The 17,686-nt window shown below is 62.5% G+C and carries 16 protein-coding genes; 4 read left to right on the top strand and 12 right to left on the bottom strand.

From position 1 onward, the window contains the following. Positions 1–127: 127 nt before the first annotated feature. Positions 128–574 (bottom strand): hypothetical protein, encoded by a 447-nt coding sequence (locus EDC31_RS08890; RefSeq protein WP_052511769.1) that lies wholly within the window; start codon positions 572–574, stop codon positions 128–130. A 135-nt stretch (positions 575–709) separates the two neighbouring features. On the opposite strand from EDC31_RS08890, the gene EDC31_RS08885 reads away from it, so the two are divergent. Together EDC31_RS08885 and dld are read left to right on the top strand one after the other, a co-directional pair. Beyond that, complete coding sequence (locus EDC31_RS08885) at positions 710–1,567, top strand: EcsC family protein (protein WP_042057335.1); 858 nt, start codon at positions 710–712, stop codon at positions 1,565–1,567. 14 nt (positions 1,568–1,581) lie between these two features. Next, entirely contained in the window at positions 1,582–3,297 is a 1,716-nt protein-coding gene (dld, locus tag EDC31_RS08880; RefSeq protein WP_042057337.1) for a D-lactate dehydrogenase, read from the top strand. Positions 3,298–3,305: 8 nt separating this feature from the next. Here dld and EDC31_RS08875 read toward each other — a convergent pair whose 3' ends face one another. Genes EDC31_RS08875 through pstC form a run of 6 tightly spaced genes read right to left on the bottom strand, consistent with a single transcriptional unit; the run spans position 3,306 to position 8,577 of the window. Beyond that, the gene (locus EDC31_RS08875) at positions 3,306–4,466 is read right to left on the bottom strand and encodes an ATP-binding protein (RefSeq protein ID WP_042057339.1); all 1,161 of its coding nucleotides are present in this window, start codon (positions 4,464–4,466) and stop codon (positions 3,306–3,308) included. Positions 4,467–4,475: 9 nt separating this feature from the next. Beyond that, the gene (gene phoB, locus EDC31_RS08870) at positions 4,476–5,168 is read right to left on the bottom strand and encodes a phosphate regulon transcriptional regulator PhoB (RefSeq protein ID WP_042057341.1); all 693 of its coding nucleotides are present in this window, start codon (positions 5,166–5,168) and stop codon (positions 4,476–4,478) included. Next, positions 5,168–5,890, bottom strand: coding sequence for a phosphate signaling complex protein PhoU (phoU, locus tag EDC31_RS08865; RefSeq protein ID WP_042057343.1), 723 nt, complete (start codon positions 5,888–5,890; stop codon positions 5,168–5,170). Before phoU ends, phoB begins: the two co-directional genes overlap by 1 nt. Positions 5,891–5,910: 20 nt before the next feature. Continuing rightward, entirely contained in the window at positions 5,911–6,723 is an 813-nt protein-coding gene (pstB, locus tag EDC31_RS08860; protein ID WP_081797489.1) for a phosphate ABC transporter ATP-binding protein PstB, read from the bottom strand. Positions 6,724–6,739: 16 nt separating this feature from the next. Next, positions 6,740–7,609 (bottom strand): phosphate ABC transporter permease PstA, encoded by an 870-nt coding sequence (gene pstA, locus EDC31_RS08855; protein ID WP_042057346.1) that lies wholly within the window; start codon positions 7,607–7,609, stop codon positions 6,740–6,742. Beyond that, positions 7,609–8,577: a phosphate ABC transporter permease subunit PstC gene (pstC, locus tag EDC31_RS08850; RefSeq protein ID WP_132127006.1), complete on the bottom strand. Its 969-nt coding sequence runs from the start codon at positions 8,575–8,577 to the stop codon at positions 7,609–7,611. Before pstC ends, pstA begins: the two co-directional genes overlap by 1 nt. A 209-nt stretch (positions 8,578–8,786) precedes the next feature. Here pstC and EDC31_RS08845 point away from each other — a divergent pair, with 209 nt between their 5' ends. Then, a complete protein-coding gene (locus EDC31_RS08845) occupies positions 8,787–11,300 on the top strand; it encodes a glycosyltransferase family 2 protein (protein WP_052511771.1) in 2,514 nt (837 codons plus the stop codon). A gap of 104 nt (positions 11,301–11,404) precedes the next feature. Then, the gene (gene dps, locus EDC31_RS08840) at positions 11,405–11,953 is read left to right on the top strand and encodes a DNA starvation/stationary phase protection protein Dps (RefSeq protein WP_042057352.1); all 549 of its coding nucleotides are present in this window, start codon (positions 11,405–11,407) and stop codon (positions 11,951–11,953) included. A gap of 176 nt (positions 11,954–12,129) precedes the next feature. Here dps and galE read toward each other — a convergent pair whose 3' ends face one another. The 5 genes from galE to EDC31_RS08815 all read right to left on the bottom strand — a co-directional run bounded on the left by galE (position 12,130) and on the right by EDC31_RS08815 (position 17,266). Beyond that, a complete protein-coding gene (galE, locus tag EDC31_RS08835; RefSeq protein ID WP_042057354.1) occupies positions 12,130–13,116 on the bottom strand; it encodes a UDP-glucose 4-epimerase GalE in 987 nt (328 codons plus the stop codon). 147 nt (positions 13,117–13,263) lie between these two features. After that, on the bottom strand, positions 13,264–13,539 hold the full coding sequence (frmR, locus tag EDC31_RS08830) for a formaldehyde-responsive transcriptional repressor FrmR (RefSeq protein WP_042057356.1): 276 nt from the start codon (positions 13,537–13,539) through the stop codon (positions 13,264–13,266). Between the two features lie 59 nt (positions 13,540–13,598). Continuing rightward, the gene (locus tag EDC31_RS08825) at positions 13,599–14,372 is read right to left on the bottom strand and encodes a c-type cytochrome (protein ID WP_239641592.1); all 774 of its coding nucleotides are present in this window, start codon (positions 14,370–14,372) and stop codon (positions 13,599–13,601) included. A gap of 3 nt (positions 14,373–14,375) precedes the next feature. Then, positions 14,376–15,152, bottom strand: a complete 777-nt coding sequence (locus EDC31_RS08820; RefSeq protein WP_239641593.1) for a transporter substrate-binding domain-containing protein — start codon at positions 15,150–15,152, stop codon at positions 14,376–14,378. Between the two features lie 200 nt (positions 15,153–15,352). Then, positions 15,353–17,266 carry a methanol/ethanol family PQQ-dependent dehydrogenase gene (locus tag EDC31_RS08815; RefSeq protein WP_239641594.1) on the bottom strand — a complete coding sequence of 638 codons (1,914 nt, stop codon included), beginning with the start codon at positions 17,264–17,266 and terminating at the stop codon, positions 15,353–15,355. Positions 17,267–17,686 lie beyond the last annotated feature (420 nt).

Below are 17,686 nucleotides of genomic sequence, written 5' to 3'. Positions count from 1 at the left end.
TCGTTTCAGTTGAGCGGGTCTCGTCAAGGCGGTCTCTGCTGAAGCGATTGGTGCCTGATCAGATGAACAGAATATCATGCAGGCGCCATAGGGCGCCTCTTTTGTTTCCAGGCGCTGGGCACCCCGTTCAGGGATGACCGTCCGTCTCCAGCAGCACGTCGTCCTGAACCCCGGGCGACCCCGCGACCGTGCGATAGACATTCTGAGTATAGGGCGGCGCGACAGGTGCGATGAATTTCACCGGCATGTTGCCGATGCTGAAATGAGACGGCGCATCATTCGGGATATTGGTGCTTTGATGCGCCTCGTTTCCAGGCAGACCGAGCGTGCGATGCGTCCGGACCGTCGCGCTGAAATCCGCCAGCACGGCCTCGCTATCCTCCACCTCGGTATAGCCATGCGGCGGCGGAGGCGCGCCGCCATCCGGGAGCGCCACGAGTTGCGCGGGGGTCAGCGACTTCCCGGCGGGCGCGCCGGCGGCGGCCATGTCATGCGCGGGATCGGCGAGAGCAGGCCCGGCGAAAAACGCCATGAGGCCAGTCGCCGTCACGATCGTCCGAATTTTCCTGATCATCGTCCGTCTCCTCGCCCCATCTGCGCACATATGTCATTTGTCTGTCTTAATCCTCATCCATGGGCAAATGAACAATTCTATCGCATCTTGCGTTTGCCTTGCGCCAAGCGCATCGCCAGCCATGAGGAGACCGTCATGACAACAAGCAATGGCCCGTCAAGCAATGGCCCAGCCACGCCCTATGCGGGCGAAATCGCCGCCCTCTCGCTCGATTCCGAGTCGCTCGCACAGCTCGAGTCGGTGCTGGCCAGGGTCGAGCAGGGCCGTGGCGTTCTGGTGCGACTGGCGGATCTCATGGGCGGCGCGGTCGGCCAGGCGGCGAGGCTCGGCCTGCGCGGGCTCGGCATGGCCCCCGCTTTTCAGGCCAAGCTGCAGGGCCTGGCGGAAGCGGCCATCACCCGCGCCTTTGACGTCGCCATCCTTGGCATCCAGCACGAGCCGCCTTCGGAGCGCGCGCCATGGCGCGACCATGCCGGGCAGGCGGCGGTCGCCGTTTCCGGAGCGCTGGGCGGTTTCGGCGGCGCGTTCGGTCTCGCGCCGGATATCGGCTTCACGACTCTCGCCATCATGCGGGAAATCGCCCGCATCGCGCAGGAAGAGGGCGAGGATCTGCGGGATGACGAAACCCGCCGCGCCTGCCTGGAGGTCTTCGCCCTGCGCAGCTTCCCCGCCGGACGGGACAATGAAGAGAGCGAACTGGGCTTCTTCTCCGCCCGCGCGCTGCTGCGGGGACGACCTGTGGTCATGCTCGTCGCGGAGGTCGCGTCGCATTACGGCATCGGCCTTTCGCGCAAATTCGCGCTCCAGATGATGCCGGTGGCGGGCGCGCTGTGCGGCGCCTCGCTCAACGCCGCCTTTCTCTCGCATTATCGCGCGCTGGCCCGGGCGCATTTCACTATCCGCCGCCTGGAACGCCGCCATGGCCCCGTCGTGCGGCAGACCGCGGCGCATATGGGGACGGCCGGACCGGCGGAAGCGGAGGCGGCGTTCTGAAACGGCACAGCCCGATGTCTGGTACGGCATTCCTCAATAGTTTGCGCGCCCTGGTGGGACGGCGTCACGTGCTGACCTCCGACAGCGCGACCTATCGGTATCGGAAAGGGTTTCGCTGCGGCGAGGGGCCTGTCCTCGCCGTCGTCCGGCCCGGCTCGCTGGTCGAACTCTGGCGCGTGGCGCAGGCCTGCGTCTCCGCCGGGAAGATCGTCCTGATGCAGGCGGCGAATACCGGACTGACGGGCGGTTCCGTCCCGGACGGAAACGGCTACGATCGCGAGATCGTCCTCATCAACACGCTCCGCCTCGCCAAAATCCATGTCATCGGCGGCGGACGGCAGGTCGTCTGCCTGCCTGGGGCGACGCTGCACGCGCTCGAACACCTCCTGGCGCCGCTGGGGCGCGAGCCCCATTCGGTGATCGGCTCGTCCTGCCTCGGCGCGTCCGTGCTGGGCGGCGTCAGCAACAATTCAGGCGGCGCCCTCGTGCAACGGGGGCCGGCCTATACGGAAATGGCGGTGTTCGGGCAGGTCGGCGCGGATGGCGTTCTCCGGCTGGTCAATCATCTCGGCATCCCCCTGGGTCCGGACTCCGGGGAAATGGAGCCGGAAGCGATGCTCGCCGCCCTCGAACGCGGAGCGTTCGACGAAAGCCGGATCGACTGGACCGCCGGGAAGGGCCACGATGCGCGCTACGCCACACGCGTCCGGGATGTTGAGGCGGACAGCCCGGCGCGGTTCAACGCCAACCCGCAAAACTGGCACGACGCCGCGGGCTGCGCGGGGAGGCTGGTCGTCTTCGCCGCGCGGCTGGACACGTTTCCCGCGCAAAAGGACACGGCGACCTTCTATATCGGCACCAATACGCCCGACGTGCTGGAAACGCTCCGGCGCGACGTGCTGACCGGATTTCCGGAACTGCCGATCGCGGGCGAATACGTCCATCGCGAGGCGTTCGAGATCACGGAACGCTACGGTCGGGACATGGTGGCGCTGATCCGCCTGATCGGCACGAAGCGCCTCCCCCGCTGGTTCGCGATGAAGGCGCGGTTCGACGGATTCGCCGCGCAGTCGCGCTTCCTGCCGCCCGCCCTCGCCGATCACGTGCTTCAGGCGTTCAGCAAATGCCTGCCTTCCCAGATTCTGCCGCGCCTCGCAGCCTATCGCGACCGCTTCGAACATCATCTGATGCTCAAGGTCTCCGGGACGATGGCCGAGGCAATGCGCGCTCATCTCGCGGTGTTCTTCACCGGGCATGAGGGGGATTGGTTCGCCTGCACCCCGAAAGAGGGGGCGCGGGCCTTCCTGCATCGTTTCGCCGTCGCGGGGGCGGCCATCCGCTATCAGACGATGCACCGGCGCACATGCGCCGCGCTGGTGCCGCTCGACGTAGCGCTCCGGCGCAACGACCGGGACTGGTTCGAACGGCTGCCGCCCGCACTGGCGGAAAAACTCGCGGCCCGCGTGTATTACGGACATTTCTTCTGCCACGTGATGCATCAGGAATACGTGGTGCGGAACGGCTTCGATCCCGAAACGGTCAAGCATGACCTCCTGGCTCTGCTCGACGCACGGGGTGCAAAATATCCCGCCGAGCACAATGTCGGCCATCTCTACGCCGCGCCGCCGGAGATGGCCGCGCATTACCGCGCTCTCGATCCCTGCAACTGCCTCAATCCGGGCATCGGCAAGACCAGCCGGAAGCGGAACTGGGCCGCGGAGAGCGTGTGAGATGTCGCCTATCCGGGCAGCGGAAGCGAAACCTCGCATTGTGTCCCGCGTCCGACGCTGCTCCGGATCACCAGCTTGCCGCCATGCCGGTCGACGATGTGCTTGACGATGGACAGCCCCAGCCCCGTGCCGGAGACCTGCGCGGTGCCATGCGACTCGATGCGGTAGAACCGCTCGGTCAGGCGCGGAATATGGCGCGCCTCGATTCCGGGGCCGTTATCCTCGATGAGGAACCGCAGGACGTCCGCATCGACCGTAAGGCTGATCGTCACATCCACGCCCGGGCCGCCGTATTTGACGGCGTTCTCGACCAGATTGAGCAGAACCTGCACGATCTGGTCCTCGTCGCCGAGGAAGAAAATACCCTCGTCGGAAAACGGAAAGGTCAATGACGCGTCGGCGTCGCGCATCAGGAACGTCGTCTCGTCCATCAGGCGGTCCACCACATCGCTCACCGAGACGACGCTCTTCGGGCGCGTATGTTCGAGCCGCTGGACGCGGGAGAGATAGAGCAGCCGGTCGATCAGCCGCTGCATGCGCCCGGCCTGCGCCGCCATGATGGCGAGAAACTGTTGCTGGGCGACGGGATCGTCGGCGGCCGGCCCCCGCAGCGTCTCGATGAAGCCGACGAGAGAGGCGAGCGGCGTCCGGAGTTCATGGCTCGCATGCGCCACGAAGTCGGCCCGCATCCGGTCCACGGCCTCCGCGTCCGAGCGGTCGTCGAGGATGACCAGGACATGCGCCTCGGCATTTTCCCCTTCGCCCGGAGGGAACAGTTCCGCCGGGACGAGCTGGAACGACGCCAGCACAACGCGGCGCACCGGGACATCCAGTTCCAGCGTCGTGGCGATGCTCTCCTCCGCTGCCAGACGTTCCAGCGCCGCATGGACGCCTGGATGTCGGATGACCGCTCCCAGCGATTCGCCGAATTGCATGCGCGCCGCACGATTGGCGTGAGACAGCCCGCCCTCGCTGCGGAGCAGGACGGCGGCGACCGGCAGAAGCTCGACGAGCGCCTCGGGCCGCGCGCGCGGGATGGATACCAGAAGCGACGGGAGCGCAGCACGCGGCTCGACCGGCTTGCCGCGCCGGCCCAGCCACCAGCCGAAGATGCCGCACGCGCCACCGGGGATCAGGGCGGCGGCAAGCAGAGAGACGACGGCAGACAATCCGGCCCGTCAGGGGGCGTCGTCGAGCGCGTAACCGGCGACGCGGACGGTGCGGATATAATCGGGCTCGTCAGCAAGATTGAGCGCGCGGCGCAGGCGACGGATATGTACGTCAATCGTGCGCAACTCGACATGCATGTTCGGGCCCCAGAGACGCTGGAGAATGTCCTCGCGGGAAAACACGCGCCGCGGATGACGCATGAAAAATTCGAGCAGCTTGAATTCGGTCGGACCCAGCGTCAGAAGGCGGCCCGCGCGTTCCACACGGTGGGTTTCCGGGTCCAGACGCAGATCGGCGAATGAAAGCGTGTCATAGCCCGGCTGGGTGCGGCGCAGCACGGCGCGCAGCCGCGCATCGAGCGTCTCGATGCTGCACGGCTTGACGATATAATCGTCAGCGCCGCCATCGAGCCCGCGAATGCCGTCCTGCTCGTCCGACCGCGCCGTCAGCATCAGGACGGGCAGATCCCGCAGCCGCGCATTCGCCCGGATGCGACGGCAGACATCGAGGCCGGACAGCCCCGGCAGCATCCAGTCCAGCACCACCGCGTCCGGGCGGCGATCCTCCAGGGCGGACAGGGCGGCCTCACCGTCGCCGACGGTTTCGGCCCGGTAGCCCAGCTTCTCGAGATTGTAGCGCAGCATGAGTTGCAGGGAGGGATCGTCCTCGACGACGAGAACGCGGGCGGAGCTCTGGCTCATCAGGGAAGCTGGACCTCATCGGGATCGCTCAGCGCCGCGCCACCGCGAGGACGAAGAGCAGGAAGCGTTGCGCCGGTGACGGCGTAGTAGACGCGCTCGGCGATGTTGGTCGCATGATCGCCGATCCGCTCAAGGTTCTTGGCGATGAAGAGAAGATGCGTGCAGGTGGTGATCTTGCGCGGGTCTTCCATCATATAGGTGACGAGGGCGCGGAACATCGCGGTGTAATACTCGTCGACCTCGCGATCCGAGTTCCATACCTCGAGCGCGCGGTCCGCGTCCTGCTGGCTGATCGCGTCGATGGCGCGGCGCAGGTTGTCCTGCACGAGACGCCCCATGGCGCTCAGCCCGGAGAGCGAGATGTTGCCGTCGATGAGGTCGAACTTCCGGCTGCGGCGCGCGATGGAACTCGCATAGTCGCCGATCCGCTCCAGATCGCCGGTGATCTTCAGCGCGGCAACGATCTCGCGCAGATCGCTCGCCATCGGTCCGCGGAGCGCGAGCAGCCGGATGGAGAGCGTCTCGACTTCCCGCTCCAGCGCATCCACCTGGGCGTCCTGCGCGGGCGCGGCCTGGGCCGCCTGCTCGTCCTGCTCGGTCACGGCGGCGATGGCCTGCGCCACCTGACTTTCCACGATCCCGCCCATGCGCGTCATCAGGGCACGCAGCCGGGTCAGTTCCTGCTCGTAGCTCTTGACGGTGTGAGCACTGTCCGTCCCCATGGTCTCTTCCCCCGCGTCCCTCAGCCGAAGCGGCCGGTAATATAATCCTGCGTCTGCTTCTCGCGCGGATTGGTGAAAATCTGGTCCGCCGTATCGACCTCGATGAGATTGCCCAGATAGAAGAACGCGACCCGATCCGCGCAACGGGCGGCCTGCTGCATGTTATGGGTCACGATGACGATGGTGAAATCACGCTTGAGTTCGTCGAGCAGTTCCTCGATGCGCGCCGTCGAGATCGGGTCGAGCGCCGAGGTGGGCTCGTCGAGCAGGACGACTTCCGGCTTCGTGGCGATGGTGCGCGCGATGCACAGGCGCTGCTGCTGGCCGCCGGAGAGCCCCGTAGCGGGGGCGCGCAGACGGTCGCGCACCTCCTTCCAGAGCGCCACGCGGGTCAGCACATCCTCCACGCGGGCATCCATCTCGGCACGCGAGAGACGCTCATGCAGGCGCACGCCGAAGGCGATGTTGTCGTAGACCGACATTGGGAAGGGCGTGGGCTTCTGGAACACCATGCCGATCCGCGAGCGCAACATGTTCAGGTCCAGCGCGCGATCGAGGATATCCACCCCGTCGAACAACACCGAGCCTTCCGCGCGCTGACCGGGATAGAGATCATACATCCGGTTGAAGATGCGAAGCAGCGTGGACTTCCCGCATCCGGACGGCCCGATCATGGCGGTGACGCGACGGGAGAGGTAGTCGAGGCTGATGTCGTTCAGCGCCTTGTGGGTGCCGTAATAGAAATCGAGATTGCGCACCTCCAGCGCGACGGCCGCCGGAAACGGGGCCGGAGCCGCCGCGATCGTCCCCGAAGTATTTGCGATCACGCTCATATCCTGCCGTTTCCCGTCAACTCTTCTGCCGTCCGAAACCGAAGCGGACGACGATATTGATGGCCAGAACGCCGAAGGTGATGAACAGCGCGCCCGTCCAGGCGAGCGCCACCCAGTCCTCGTACGAGGCTCCGGCATATTGATAGATGGCTATGGGGAGGCTCGCCATCGGTTTGTCCAGCGAGAAGGACCAGTTCTGGTTGCCCAGCGAGGTGAAGAGCAGCGGCGCCGTCTCGCCGCTCACCCGCGCGAGGGCGAGGAGAATGCCCGTCAGCACCCCCGGACCCGCCGATCTCATGCAGATCATGAGAATGACTTTCCATTTCTCCGCGCCGAGCGCGGCGCCGGCCTCGCGCATCGCCGTCGGGACGAGACGCAGCATGTCCTCGGTCGTCCGGACGATGATGGGCACGGCGAGGATGGCGAGCGACACCGCGCCGGCAAGCCCCGAGAAATGACCGAACGGCGCGACGAGCACGAGATAGACGAACAGGCCGACCAGAATGGATGGAGCCGAAAGCAGCACGTCGGACACGAACCGCACCGTCCCCGCGAAACGTGACGTGCCGCCATATTCCGCAAGGTAGATCCCGCAGGCCAGCCCGACGGGCGCGCCGATCACCAGCGACATGATTGTCTGGATGATGCTGCCGACGATCGCATTGGCGAGGCCGCCATGGCTTCCCGGAGGCCCCATCGGCCGGATGATCGCGGCCAGGGACAAGCCCGCCACCCCCTGGGAGAGCAGAGTCCAGAGAATGGAGCAGAGCGCGATGACCAATAAGGCGCTCGCGAGATAGCCGAATCCCGTCGCCAGAAGATCGCTCGCACGGCGGCGTGTCGCGAGTGGATTCTTGCGCCAGCCGGGCGCGGAGGTCGCGCCCATCAGCTCTTCTCCCGCAGGAACCAGCGGGCGACGGAGAGCGTCCCGAAGGAGATCAGCACGAGGAGAAAGCCCAGCGCGAGGAGCGCTGACAGCTTGAGGCTTCCGGCGGGACTTTCGGGGAATTCGAGCGCGACCAGCGACGCGACGGTATTGCGCGGCTCGAACAGCGACCAGCCGATGGTGTTCGCGTTGCCGATGACGAAGGTGACGGCCATGGTCTCGCCCAGCGCGCGCCCCAGCCCGAGCACGACGCTGCCGATCATCCCCGCGCGCGACCAGGGAACGACCACCCGGCGTATGACTTCCCAGCGCGTGGCCCCAAGGCCGTAGGCGCTTTCCTTGAGCATCGGCGGCACGACCAGAAACACGTCCCGCATCACGGCGGTGATGAAGGGCGTGATCATCACGGCCAGCACGATCCCGCCCGTCAGCAGGCCCGTTCCGAACGGCGCGCCATGAACGAGCCAGCGAATGCCGGGCGTATGAGCGAAGCTGTGGTGGAGGATGGGCTCCAGATGCTGGGCCATGAACGGCACCACCACGAAGAAACCCCACATGCCGAAGATGATCGAGGGCACGGCGGCGAGTAGCTGGATGGCGGTTCCCACGGCCTCGGCGAGCGCCGCCGGAGCGATCGCCGTCAGCCAGAAAGCCGAACCGAAGGCGAGAGGCAGCGCGATGGCCACGGCGATCAGCGTGGACCCGATCGTGCCGAAAAGCGGCGCCAGAGCGCCATACTGATTGGTGACGGGGTTCCAGACATTCGAGATGACGAAGTCGAGGCCGAAGACCCGGAAGGCTTGCAATCCGCCCACGCCCATCGCGATCACGAGGCCGCCCAGCACGAGCAGAACGAGCGTCGCGCAGCCAAGGACAACCAGCCGGAAGAACTGATCTCCCTGCCAGAAGGAAGGCTTCGTCGCCTTCATCACAGGGGCTGGCTCGGCAACGCTCGAAACGGTTGTCATCTGCCTCTCTGAATTCAGGGACCCGCCAAACATCGCTGCTGTAGCCTCGCCCCCGTATCGAGACAATATCATATGTCCGGCGTCCACGATTAATCTTTGATGACAGCCATGGCGGCGGACGACCATTGTCAAGCGTAACCGCTTGAGGAAATGTAGCGGACCGGCCCATGATTCCGGCCCCTGTGACCCTGGTAAGGACCGATAGAATAATGTCTTCCCTGGACGCGACACGGTTTATCGGCGCGCTTGATGTCTGCGAAATGGGTCTGGCGAAGGGATGGGCCTTCGATCGTCTGCCTCCGCATCAGCCGGCGAAGCTGCATGTCCTGATCGACAACCAGGAAATCGATCAGATCCTTTGCGATCGGCTCCGGCCTGACGTGGACGAGGTCCTTAGTCTCACAGGATTGCCCCTGGGCTTCGAATACGAAATTCCGGAGCAGTTTTTCGACGGCGAACCTCACCGGATCGGGTTTCGGCTCGGCAATCGCGCCAGCCTCCTTGCGCTTGACCCGGCCAATGCGGCGGAGCGGGTCGATCATCTGGTTTTCGACGGTAAAATTCCCGTCCGATACGAAGCGGTGCTTGACGGCATCAAACGGGGAGTCCTGCGCGGATGGGCGCTCCAAAGCACACGCAAGACGCCGCGCCGGGGCGGCGTGCTCCTGAAAATAACCGTGGACGGCGCGCAGATCGCGCAGGTTCGGGCCGATCGCTATCGCGGCGATGTCGCCGCCGCGCTCGATTGCGATCCCAATTGCGGCTATGAAGTCGTCCTGCCGACCCGCTTGCGCAGCTCCGCGCCCCGGCAGTTCCGGGCCTTCATCCTCCCCGACGGCAAGGAGGTCGACGGCAGCCCCTATGTCACCTCGATCGCGAACGATCTGCTCGAAACGCGGCTCGTGGACATCGCCGACACGATCGGCCGACTGCAAAAGGAATTGACGCAGCTCAGGAATGACATTCGCGACATCATTCCACGGCCCAGCCACAATCTGAGCAACTATGACATCTGGGCCCGCCATTATCAGGCGGATCTCCGCGCCCGGCTGGTGAAGGCCCGGCTGGAGACGCCGTTGACGGACGAGCCGCTCGTCTCGGTCCTCTGCCCGACCTACAAGCCGCTCATGCGCGATTTCGAGGCGGCAATAGAGTCCGTGATCGGTCAGAGCTACCGGAACTGGGAACTCATCATCGTCGATGACGGCGGAAAATCCCGGGACGTCGCCGCGCGGATCACACGCTATTGCATGGCCGATCCACGCATAAGAGCGCTCACGCTGGCGGAGAATCAGGGCATCTCGAACGCCACGAACGTCGCCATGGACGCGGCGCAGGGCAAATACACGGTCTTTTTCGATCATGACGATCTGCTGCTCGACGTGGCGATCGAAGTCATGGTACGCGCGGCGGAACGCACCGGCGGCAAGCTGCTCTACTCGGACGAGGACAAGATCGACCAGGCCGGATACTTCCTCGATCCCAACCTGAAACCGGATTTCAATTACCGCTACCTTCTGGGCTGCAACTATATTTGCCATCTGACGATGATCGACACCGCGACGATGCGCGCGATCGGGCATCTGAAAACGGAGTATGACGGCGCTCAGGACCATGATTTCATGCTCCGCGCCGCTGAACGTCTCAACCCCTCCGAGATCGTCCATGTGCCCGAAATCCTGTATCATTGGCGCATGACGCCGAACTCGACTGCGGTTTCGATCGCCAACAAGCAATATGCGGTCAAGGCCGGTGTCCGGGCCGTCACCGACCATCTCAAGCGCATGAAAACACGTGCGAAAGTCGAGGCGATCAACAATATGTCGATCTATCGGGTATTGTGGAAAGTGACGAAGCAGCCCAGCGTGACCGTCATTATTCCCTTCAAGGACCAGATAGAGACGACCAGACGGTGCCTGCACGCCCTGCTCGACAATACCGACTACAACCACTTCGAAATTCTTTTCGTCGACAACTGGTCCGTCACCGAAGAGGCGCGGGACTTCATCGGGGAAGCACGAAAGATCCCGAATGTCCGCGTGCTGACCGTCGAGGAGCCCTTCAACTATTCACGCCTGAACAATCTCGCCGTTGCACATTCCAACTCCGACTTCTACATGTTCATGAATAATGACGTGTTCGTCGAGGACAGCAACTGGCTCAAATACATGGTGGGGGAGGCGACAGCCGCGCCCGATATCGCGGCCGTCGGCGCCAAGCTGCTCTATCCGACACGCATCGTGCAGCATTCCGGCGTCGTGGTCGGCCCGGCGGGCGTGGCCGCGCATGTGCATCTGGGGCTTTCGGCCGAAGACTACGGCTATATCGGCCGCGCCCGCCTGACGCATGAAGTCTCGGCGGTGACAGCCGCGGCCATGTTGATGCGGGCGGACGTTTTCCATGAAATCGGAGGATTTGACGAAAAGGAATTGCAGGTCGCCTATAATGACGTCGATCTGTGTCTCAAGATCCGCAGCGCCGGATACCGGATCGTGTTTTGCGCCGATGCGGTCGCGTTCCATCACGAATCGCTCTCGCGCGGATCCGATCAGACCCCGGAAAACGAATGGCGCTTTTTCGATGAAACGCAGACGATCCAAAATCGTTGGAAAGACAACGCGATCTTTCGTCAGGACCCGGCCTATTCGCGCTTCTTTACCGTGGATCGCCCGCCCTTTTTCGATCTTCACGCCCCCTCCGAACTGGAGCCCGTGCCGCTCTGACCGGCTCGAAACCAAAGCCTGGTGCTGACGTTGACATGGCAGCGGACGGCGCGGTTTTTCCGGCGCCTGCACCGAATGGCAGCCATTCTGGAGAAGAGACCCCCATGAGCTCGAACAAAAACCTCGACAAGGCCTTGCACAAAACGCGAAACAGTCTTCAGGACAACGCGAAGAAGGTGTCGATTGAAGTTCTGAACGCCAGACTGGCCGATCTGATAGACCTCGCTCTGATCACCAAGCAGGCCCACTGGAATCTCAAGGGGCCGCAATTCATCGGCGTGCATGAGATGCTCGACGGGTTCCGGGACGCGCTGGATACGGCGACCGACGATGTGGCCGAACGCGCTGTCCAACTCGGCGGAACGGCCTATGGCACGATCCAGACCGTCGCGGGCGCGTCGAGTTGCACAGCCTATCCGACGGATATCTACAAGATCGGCGATCACATCGCAGCCCTCATCGATCGCTACGCCGTCGTGGCCAACAACGTGCGCGAGGCCATCGACATCACCGACGAAGCCGGAGACCCCGACACGGCCGACCTGTTCACCGGCATTTCGCGGGCCCTCGATAAAAACCTGTGGTTCCTCGAAGCCCACGTTCAGGAGCCGACCGGCACGCTGCGCGACGGCGACAACAAGGGCGAGCGCTAAATCCCATCATCTGGAAGGGATCACAAAGCGCCCCTTCCCAGAAAAATGGGAGCCTTTCCGGCGCAGTGCGCTTTGCCGGAAAGGCCCGGAAGGGTGACGTGCTCTTGGAACATCGTCGTTCTTTTTAAAAAAAGAACCAAAAAACTTTTTCGACCGCCCTGATTATGGACGGGCTGTCAGCGACCATACCCGTCCGGATGAGCCTCGCGCCAGAGCAAGGCGGTCTCCACGATCCTGTCGAGTTCGGCAAAACGCGGCGTCCACCCCGTCTCCCGCCGCAGCGTCGCGGAATCCGCAACCAGCTTCGCAGGGTCTCCCTGCCGCCGGCCGGCCGCCTCCCACGGCACCTTTCGGCCGCTGACACGCTCCACCGCGCTGATCACCTCAAGGTTCGAATACCCCTCCCCGTTCCCTATGTTATACACCACGCTCCGGTCATGAATCTGATCCAGCGCCCGCAAATGCGCGTCCGCAAGATCAGTGACATGAATGTAGTCACGGATGCACGATCCATCCCGGGTCGGATAGTCGGTCCCGAACAGCTTGAGCGCAGGCCGTCGCCCCAGCGCCGCATCAATCGTCAGCGGAATCAGATGCGTCTCCGGACGATGGTCCTCCCCGGCGCGCCCCCCGGGATCGGCCCCGGCCGCGTTGAAATACCGCAGGCATGCGCTGCGCAGCCCGTGCACCGCGTCCGCCCAATGCAGGACACGCTCGATCATGTGCTTGCTCTCGCCATATGGCGAGCCGGGCTGGATCAGCGCCGTCTCCGGGATCGGCTCCGAACGCTCCGGCCCGCCGAACAGCGCCGCCGTCGACGAAAACACCAGCCTGCCCACGCCCCTCGCAACACACGCCTCAATCAGATTGAGCGCTGTCATGTAGTTGCGCCGGAAATAGCGCAGTGGCTCCACCATGCTCTCCCCTACCAGGGAAAGTGCCGCAAAATGCAGCACGCCGTCCCACGCCCCACGCGCAACGACACCCGCCGTGGCATCACGGTCCATCAGGTCAACTTGGTGAAACTCAACGCCGGGCGGAAGCGCCTCACGATGCCCCGTGCTCAGGTCATCAAGCACCACCACCTCATGCCCCGCGTCCAGAAGCGCCAGAACAGCATGGCTCCCAACAAAGCCACATCCGCCAGTCACCAAATACCTCATCAATCGTTCCTTATGTCGACCGAAGGATGAGAGTACAGAAACCCGGGGACGTACTCCACAGAATAAGAAAGCAGCGCCATATCCGTAACCCCGTGGAGCCGGATATGGTGCCGACATTCTCCTTCGGATGACGTCGCGTCTAGAGGCTCAACGGAAATAGGAGCGCACGAGCGAAACGACCTCGTTGATCGAGGAATCCGTTTCAGACACATCCTTGGTGAGATGAAGAAACTCCTCCCGCAGGTGGCTTTCCAATACCCCCGCCATCAACCCGTTGATGGCTCCCCGAACTGCGGCGATCTGCTGAAGGACCGGGCCACATTCGCTGCCAACTTCAAGCGCGCGTTCAAGTGCGTCGATCTGGCCCCGCACACGCCGGACACGCGCGAGAACGCGCTTCTTTTCATCAGGCGAATGCGGCAAGATGTGGCTCCCTTATAGTGTGAGTGAGTATCGCACGGATTTGATCGTTACGGAACCCATTACTCCTGGGGTGTACCTGTGCCAACCGCCCCGACGGAGCGGGCTTTGACATAAGCGTAGATCTCGTGAATCTGCTCAGGAGTGAAGAAACCCGCCCAGCTTGGCATGCCCTTGTCCTTGCGGCCGACCATGGCGACGCTGGTGAATTCCTGTTCCGTCATGCCGTTGCTCAGAGAGTTGCGGAGGTTCGGCGCATAGGAACCGCCCACCGCATCCTCGCCGTGGCAACGGAAGCAGTAGGAATTATATGTCTCGAAGCCATGGAAAACGGCCTTGGTGACTTTGGTCGTGCTTCCATCCTGAAAAATCGGAAAACCGACCGTGACCTTCTTCCCGTCAACCGTATAGGTATAGGCTTGCTTGCTGGCTTCGGGCGCCGCCTGCCCGCCGGACGCAGCCGAACCTGATTTCAGGCTCAGAATCCAGGTGACGATCTGCTTCGTCTGATCCGCGCTGAGACTGGGATGCGGCGGCATGGGAATACTTCCCCATGTCCCGACATGTCCCTTGTCGATCGCGTCGACCAACGTGTTGACGGCCGATGCATCACCGGCGAATTTGGCGGCCACATCCTTGAAGGCGGGACCAACCACTTTCGTATCCACCGCATGGCAGGAAAAGCAGTCGCTTCCTTTGGCGATCGCCTCCCCGCCCGACTGGGCCGAGGCAGGAGTGGCCGTCATCAGCGCAGCGCCTAGGATAGCGGGCAAAATCAGGAATCTCTTCTCGTTTGTCATGGTCTGTTCTTTCGTTTTTTTGACCAGAATATTCATCGGTCAATTATAGGGAATCGCGCCCTTTCCGCTGTAAAAGCGTACCCCGGACGAGGCGAGTGCATCGCTCAATTCCTGTTTATGACCGTTGATGACCGTGTTAAGCGCATCACGAAGTCCTGTGTCCTTTTTCCGGACTCCCATGGCGATCTTGTAGGCATATGTGACCTGAGGCAGGCCGGGCCCATAGAATTCGGGCGGCACCTCCCGGATCGTCAGATCGGGATAGTCCTTCAGAAACGCCCCGATCGCCGGTTGCCATGTGACAACGATATCCACCTGGCCGCTCTTCACGGCGTCGAGAAGTATTCTGGGTGAGACATTCGGATCGTCCGCGACATCGAACGACACGGCATTATCCACCAGACCGAGCATCTGGATCGCGGAAACGGGCGTCGTGTCATCCTGCACGCCGATCTTCATCGCACGCAGGGCCGGCGACGACATGGCCGTGACCGCCTGGGCACGTGTATCGGCTTTCTTCGAGATGAACACATATGCCGATTCATAATATGGGTCCGTGCCACCCTCCTCGGGATCACCCGCGGGAAGGCTCATCACCACATCGCATTTCCCCACGTCCAATGCATCGGCCAGAAAGTTGGGATATCCGCCGGGTCCGCGTTCGCTCAACCAATAATAAACGAGCTTTCGTCCCATCGCCTTCGCGACGATTTCCGCAATCTTGTTTTCAAATCCCTCGCCAGCCTTGTTGGAGAAAGGGAGATAATTCGGATCCGCGCAGACACGCAGCGCGGCCGAATCCTCCCCCGGCGCCACACCGATCTCCGGCGTGCTTCCGGCTTTCGTGCTGACCGCCCGGGCGGCATAGGCGGAGCCTGCCGTCCCGACGCCGATCAGCGCGGTGCCCAGAAGCAAAAGCCTTGAAAAAAAACGCGGGCGCATGATACACCTCCGAAATGAATTACGACGGGAACGCGCCCCTCGTGACGCCGAAGCGTCAGGAGAGGCGCGATCGGTCACGCCTTCTGCGGCAGGGCAAAAACCATCAGCGTTCCGCCGAGGTTCGTATAGTTCGGCAACGCGGCCGTCAGACCTGCGCCACCCAGACCATCGGTGCTCTTGTGCAGGTTGTTGGCCATGCCGATGGCCGCCCAACCGCCGACACCGGACAGCACCGCGACGTATTGACGGCCGTTGTGCATATAGGTGATCGGATTGCCGATGATGCCGGACGGGCACTTGAACTCGTACAGAATTTTGCCCGTCTTGACGTCCACCGCACGCAGCTTTCCGTCCAGCGTGCCGTAGAAGGCAAGCCCGCCATCGGTGGTCAGGGCGCCGCTCCAATCCTGGAACGTGTCCTTGATCTCCCACTTCGTCTTGCCGGTCTGGGGATCAAACGCGATGAAACGACCGCGATTGCCGCCCGGTCCAGGTTCCATGTTCACGATGGCGCCGACAAAGGGGAAGCCCGCCATGTATTTGACGGCGAAGGCCTGGTAGCTCATGCACAGATGGTTCAGCGGCGCATAGACGAGCCGGGTCTTCGGATCATACGAGATCGGCTGCTCGTCCTTGTCGCCCTGCGAGGACGGGCAGATGCCGGTAACGTTCTTGTCCTGCGTCGTCATCTTCGTTGGATCGACGACCGGACGCCAGGTCTTCGGGTCGATGCCCGTCGCCCAGTTCACCGACGAATCATACTTGCTGATCCGGATCGGGTGGCCATTCTCGCGATTCAGCAGATAGGCGAAACCGTTGCGATCGAAATGGATGAGCGCGGGAACCTTTCTCCCGTTTTCCTCGGCATCGATCAGCAGCGATTCATTGACGCCGTCATAGTCCCAGCCGTCATGCGGAGTCATCTGATAGACCCATTTCGCAACGCCCGTATCCGCGTCACGCGCAACGATCGACATCGACCACGCATTGTCGCCGGGGCGCTGCGTCGGGTTCCAGGTGCCCGGGTTGCCGATCCCGTAATAGACGAGGTTCAGCTTGGGATCGTAAGAATACCAGCCCCAGGTGGCGCCGCCGCCGGCCTTCCACTGATCGCCGCTCCAGGTCTTCAGGCTCGAATCCGCGCCGACCGGGCTGCCCGTCGCACCGTTGAGCGTCTTTTCCGGATCGAACTTGAGGTCGCTGTCCGGTCCTTCGCTGTAAGCGCGCCAGATTTCCTGGCCGCTGTGCAGATCATAGGCCGTGAGATAGCCGCGCACACCGAACTCGCCGCCGGACACACCGACGATGACTTTGTCACCGACGATCATCGGCGCATCGGTCATCGTGGAGCCGACCTTGGGATCAGCATTCTTCGCCGTCCACTTCACTTCGCCGGTCTTCGCATCCAACGCATAGACGATGCCGTCGAGCGCATTCGCGATGACGATGCCGTCCGCATAGGCCGGACCGCGATTGACAACGTCACAACATGCGACAGGCGGCGCGTCCTCATTCGGGGGCGGCATGAACTTCCATGCGATCTGATCGGGATGATCGAGATCCACGGCGTAGACGTAGTTCGGATATGACGTCTCGTAGTACATCATATTGCCGATGACCAGCGGCTGTCCCTCAAGCCCGCGAAGGGTTCCCGTGGACATCGTCCAGGCAACCTGAAGGTTCTTCACATTCGAGGCGTTGATCTGGCTCAGCGAGCTGTGACGCCAATTATTGTACGTGCCTGTCGGCATGTTCCAATTGTCGCCATTCTCCTGCATGCCAGCCAGAGAGACGTCAGCCGCATGGCTCGTGCGCACGCTGCCGCTCACGAGGAGAAGGGCGGCCAGGCTACTTGCCGCGACCAGCATTGACTTGCTGTGGCAAGTATTTCTTTTTGTGTCCATTTGAACTTTACTCCGAAACATTTTTCTGTCCGGATCGGTCGAACTCGTGTTTCCCATGGGCACCGGCTCGACCCGGCCAGCCACTGGTCACGCAATTCACGTGATAAATCAATAGGTGGATTTCCGAGGGAAATATCCCTTAAAATACGTAAAAACAATGAGTTAATCAGGCTGACTCACAAACTTCCCTGGAGTATACCCCCGCACATATGCGTGACCCTTGATCACACAAAAATGCGATATTTACCCATGAGCGTATTCGACAGAGCCACTCACGCGTTATGTGTCATTATTTTTCTGTCGATTAACAACATCATTATATTAATGATGGGATTCACCACCAAAGTAAAAGATGGCGAATCCGACTCGCGATTGAGGTCTTCACGGCGCTCATTCGACATCGCTTCGTCACCCATATCAATTAATAAATATATCTGCACTTTTCTCATAACGTAACGTGAGTGATGCGAAGCGCGCTGTCCCGGCGCCAGCCTGTTCGACTGC

Origin of the sequence: Acidomonas methanolica, from assembly GCF_004346035.1 — a bacterium.
Classification (GTDB): domain Bacteria; phylum Pseudomonadota; class Alphaproteobacteria; order Acetobacterales; family Acetobacteraceae; genus Acidomonas; species Acidomonas methanolica.
The sequence above is the reverse complement of the archived record's forward strand: the minus strand, read 5'-3'. Positions and strand labels throughout refer to the sequence as shown.

Excerpts from the sequence above, each read along its gene's own strand:
- EDC31_RS08890 (WP_052511769.1), bottom strand. The coding sequence starts at position 574 with ATGATCAGGAAAATTCGGACGATCGTGACGGCGACTGGCCTCATGGCG.
- EDC31_RS08885 (WP_042057335.1), top strand. The coding sequence starts at position 710 with ATGACAACAAGCAATGGCCCGTCAAGCAATGGCCCAGCCACGCCCTAT.
- dld (WP_042057337.1), top strand. The coding sequence starts at position 1,582 with ATGTCTGGTACGGCATTCCTCAATAGTTTGCGCGCCCTGGTGGGACGG.
- phoB (WP_042057341.1), bottom strand. The coding sequence starts at position 5,168 with ATGAGCCAGAGCTCCGCCCGCGTTCTCGTCGTCGAGGACGATCCCTCC.
- phoU (WP_042057343.1), bottom strand. The coding sequence starts at position 5,890 with ATGGGGACGGACAGTGCTCACACCGTCAAGAGCTACGAGCAGGAACTG.
- pstB (WP_081797489.1), bottom strand. The coding sequence starts at position 6,723 with ATGAGCGTGATCGCAAATACTTCGGGGACGATCGCGGCGGCTCCGGCC.
- pstA (WP_042057346.1), bottom strand. The coding sequence starts at position 7,609 with ATGGGCGCGACCTCCGCGCCCGGCTGGCGCAAGAATCCACTCGCGACA.
- pstC (WP_132127006.1), bottom strand. The coding sequence starts at position 8,577 with ATGACAACCGTTTCGAGCGTTGCCGAGCCAGCCCCTGTGATGAAGGCG.
- EDC31_RS08845 (WP_052511771.1), top strand. The coding sequence starts at position 8,787 with ATGTCTTCCCTGGACGCGACACGGTTTATCGGCGCGCTTGATGTCTGC.
- dps (WP_042057352.1), top strand. The coding sequence starts at position 11,405 with ATGAGCTCGAACAAAAACCTCGACAAGGCCTTGCACAAAACGCGAAAC.
- galE (WP_042057354.1), bottom strand. The coding sequence starts at position 13,116 with ATGAGGTATTTGGTGACTGGCGGATGTGGCTTTGTTGGGAGCCATGCT.
- EDC31_RS08825 (WP_239641592.1), bottom strand. The coding sequence starts at position 14,372 with ATGAATATTCTGGTCAAAAAAACGAAAGAACAGACCATGACAAACGAG.